This is a genomic window from Dyella ginsengisoli LA-4 (assembly GCF_000334915.1).
Lineage (GTDB): Bacteria > Pseudomonadota > Gammaproteobacteria > Xanthomonadales > Rhodanobacteraceae > Dyella_A > Dyella_A ginsengisoli_A.
The window spans coordinates 1-3,432 of the sequence record NZ_AMSF01000067.1 but is presented as its reverse complement, the minus strand read 5'-3'; the positions used below and the strand labels follow the sequence as shown (position 1 = coordinate 3,432).

Below are 3,432 nucleotides of genomic sequence, written 5' to 3'. Positions count from 1 at the left end.
ATGAAGATTGGCAGTGGCCCGAAAGCCTGGGGCAAAGGCGTCATGCACCCGGGGTTGATCGGAAGTCTCTTACGGAGTAGTTAGGCACAACTTGCGAGGAGGCCATGCGCCTAACGGTGGTTGGTGTGATCACCAGAGTAAAGATCACGGGCTTGCAAGTCATCCCGGTTCGCATATGGGTTGGGCTTTGGCGGCATATGTGCATCTTCTCGGAGCATGTAGACGATCCAGACGAAGCCTAGGACGGGGAGCAGCCACACGAGGATGGCTTGAAAGATTTTTTGCTGGGGCGTGTACGCGGGGCTGCGAACGAGTCGGATGGTCACCAAGAGATTTACGAGGCCGAGGCACCACAAAATAGGGGTAAGCGCGTTCGTCATGGTCGCGGCCTAACGCTGGAATTGAGCGGCGGCGAAGCTGTCCGCCTCGAATGAGATGTTAGGCATCCGTGGCAGGGACAAGCCTATGGTTGAACAACGTACATGACAACCGGCCATGTCTACACGCAGCGACCTACAAGTTGTGGAGCGCGACATATACAACGAAGGCGACGAATGTGGAAAAAGCGACCCACCATACAACGCGCTGCGTTCTTGTCTTGGGGCTAGTTCCTCCTACACCAGACATTTCGAAGCTCCCACTAGGACGCCTAACGCTGGAATTGAGCGGCGGCGAAGCCGTCCGCCTCGAATGAATGGTTAGAGCTCACGGCCCCGTATAGACAAACGCTGTGTTGCATGATGCTAGCCGCTCATTTTGGTCCAGCGGACATTTGAACGTGATGCTTGTTGTGACCATACCGGCAGACTCGACATCTCGGTCGATTGCGACAACGGCATGGTCGGACGGCGAGTAGCTGGACTCCAGGCCTTGACCCGAGAAAAAAGCCTGGACGATTGCCTTTGACGCGCCCGCAGGTAGCTCTTTGGATAGCACCGTGTTCCAGTGACTGAGCCGCGCTTCTGCATCGCCGTGCCGCGCGTAGCAACCCGCGATCAGTGAAGCAAAAACGGTTACGGCCAGTACGCGGTGAGCGTTCATTGTGAGCTCTAACGCTGGATTTAAGCGGCGCGCGTCAGCGTGTCCGCTTGGACGAGTGGTTAGGGCCTCTTGCTGCCGTAACCAACCATATGAAGACGCTAACGATAACGGCCACTGTAGCCGATGCGATGAGAAACAGAGAGATTAGGCCGCTTGCAGCCATCGTCAGGACCTTGATTTGGCACCACGCCGTATCGCAAGAGTGCGGCTCTCCAATGGATTTTTTGAGCACGATGCAAAGGATGCCAAAGCCAAAGACCGACAGAAGTAGGAAGCTATACCTGTAGGCCCAGGGGGACTCTTGCTTTGTGATAATTCCGCCGCGGGTGTACATCCGCACCCCAACTCGATACATCGAAACGAGTACGAGCAAGTAGCCCACGGCAACGGATTCAATGCCAGGGAACGGTGAGGCATCAAGCGCTGCCAGAAGAGCGCCACCCATGATCACCGATAGACCAGCCCAGAATAGCCAGCTTTCACGCAACGCCACCCTGTGAACCTCCGTGACTTTCCAGTGCACCCTAACGCTGGAATTGAGCGGCGGCGCAGCCGTCCGCCTCGAATGACTGGTTAGCGTGCAACCTTAGTCCCCAGACCTGAGATTGGCTACTGACAGAACCTTGAAGACCTTGAGCACATGTTTGGAGGCACCGAGATTGCAGTAATGACCTTTGGGGCTGAGGCTACCCTGGACGACAACCTCTGCGGTACCGGACTGAGCAGATGGAAGTTGCGCTTTAGCCATCTCGGCGCTGTCGACGCACCAAGCCTCATCGGAGCCTGCCGGTGTGAACGAGGAACTTTCAAAGTTGTAGAAATAACTGCCCTTGTAGATCTTCGCCGGCGACTGTGTAGCGCAACCGGCAAAGAGCAGACTTACAGAAAGCAATAACCCGGTCGCGAGATTCTTCATTTGCACGCTAACGCTGGAATTGAGCGGCGGCGAAGCCGTCCGCCTCGAATGAACTGTTAGAAGAGAGACTACCTTCGTTTGCCAAGCGATGGCAGGCCACCGGATACCGTGTGAACGCCTTGCTTGCCGTGACCACGCTTTGCGAGCCGTTTTTTCCGCCGCTCTTCGGAGGGTAAGGCGCGACAAGAAATACACATGCGTTCATGAAAGAACATTCTTCTTTTCTTGCCACAGACCACGCAGCGACGAACGATCTTGCCGTCTCTGGGTGGGGCCGCAATCGCAGCCATCCTTTTGAATTGCGGCCGTTTGTCTCGCATGCTTTCCGGGTTACTTCTAACGCTGGAGTTAAGCGGCGCGCGGTACGCGCGTCCGCTTGGACGAGATGTTAGCCGATACCACGGAGAGCTCCGAAGAGACTGACGGCAAGCTCTTGCAGCGCATGGAAAGCTGCGACCAACTCGGTTGGTGACCCACAGATGGGGCGAGGGTAAGGCGGGCTCGGAACCGGTTGGCCTGATTGCTTGAGAGCCTCGTTGCAAAGAGTTGCAAATGTGCCCTGCTGCTCGTGGCCCACACCGCCGATGGCGAAGTGGGCCTCGACAGACCCGCCACTCTGAACGATGAAGTTAAGGGTAAGGCCCTCGGGCAGGCCGCCAGATTTGAAAGCGGTTCCAGGGCCAGGGAGCTTAGAAAGTTGGATCTTTCCATCGGCCGCAGCTAGTACGTCCTTGTATGGCACCTTCCTATTTTTCGTGCCCGGCACGAACTGGTGCTCGTTGCACAGCCGGTAGTAGGCACTGCAAATGCCTGCGTGATTGGCGGCGCTCAGGATTTCGTCCGTGAAGTTCATGAAGGCTAACGCTGGAATTGAGCGGCGGCGCAGCCGTCCGCCTCGAATAATGTGTTAGGTGCGAACAGGGAAAGCGAGCATTACCGCTGCCAACGATTGCACCGAAGTTTGAAGCTGAGTCTGATCAATAACGATGTCAAAGATGAGCTTGTTGCCAATGCCGGCCTGGTCGAGTGCCTCACCCGAGATTTTGATATGGCCCGCGCCGTCACCTGTAGCTTGCAGCTCCAGCTGGCCCTCAAGGGTTTCGAATTTAGCGGTGCCGACGAGCGTTTGGTAGAGCGAAATGAGCTGAGCATGGAAGGACTCAAGCTCACCGGTTAGGAACGCAGCGGGGAACTTGCCGTGAAAGGCTCCGCATTTGACAGAGACCTCTACAGATAGCCAGTTGTCATCGTGATAGTCGCCAGACGCGGCGCGCTCATAGCCGAATACGGTGACCTCCAAGCGCTCATGCTCTTCACCACCAAACGCAATGGACTTCATTTAGCACCTAACGCTGGAGTTAAGACGCCGACCGCTGGCGTAGCCAGTGGGCGGTCGGCTTGAATGAGTAAAAAGAGACTTCCTCCCCTTTCGGCCTCGAGGGCCATGATGGTGTTGCGACACAACCGTCAGCAGA

3 protein-coding genes are annotated in these 3,432 nt (G+C 56.3%); all 3 read right to left on the bottom strand.

Features of this window, described 5'->3' with window-relative positions; all coding sequences use genetic code 11:
• Nucleotides 1-1,627: 1,627 nt before the first annotated feature.
• Nucleotides 1,628-1,957 carry a hypothetical protein gene (locus C693_RS23815; RefSeq protein ID WP_157798646.1) on the bottom strand — a complete coding sequence of 110 codons (330 nt, stop codon included), beginning with the start codon at nucleotides 1,955-1,957 and terminating at the stop codon, nucleotides 1,628-1,630.
• 388 nt (nucleotides 1,958-2,345) lie between these two features.
• Complete coding sequence (locus C693_RS23810) at nucleotides 2,346-2,810, bottom strand: hypothetical protein (protein ID WP_157798645.1); 465 nt, start codon at nucleotides 2,808-2,810, stop codon at nucleotides 2,346-2,348.
• 54 nt (nucleotides 2,811-2,864) lie between these two features.
• Nucleotides 2,865-3,296 carry a WapI family immunity protein gene (locus C693_RS0115720; RefSeq protein WP_017463234.1) on the bottom strand — a complete coding sequence of 144 codons (432 nt, stop codon included), beginning with the start codon at nucleotides 3,294-3,296 and terminating at the stop codon, nucleotides 2,865-2,867.
• Nucleotides 3,297-3,432: the final 136 nt, after the last annotated feature.

Coding starts and splice junctions, on each gene's coding strand:
- C693_RS23815 (WP_157798646.1), bottom strand. CDS start 1,957: ATGAAGAATCTCGCGACCGGGTTATTGCTTTCTGTAAGTCTGCTCTTT.
- C693_RS0115720 (WP_017463234.1), bottom strand. CDS start 3,296: ATGAAGTCCATTGCGTTTGGTGGTGAAGAGCATGAGCGCTTGGAGGTC.
- C693_RS23810 (WP_157798645.1), bottom strand. CDS start 2,810: ATGAACTTCACGGACGAAATCCTGAGCGCCGCCAATCACGCAGGCATT.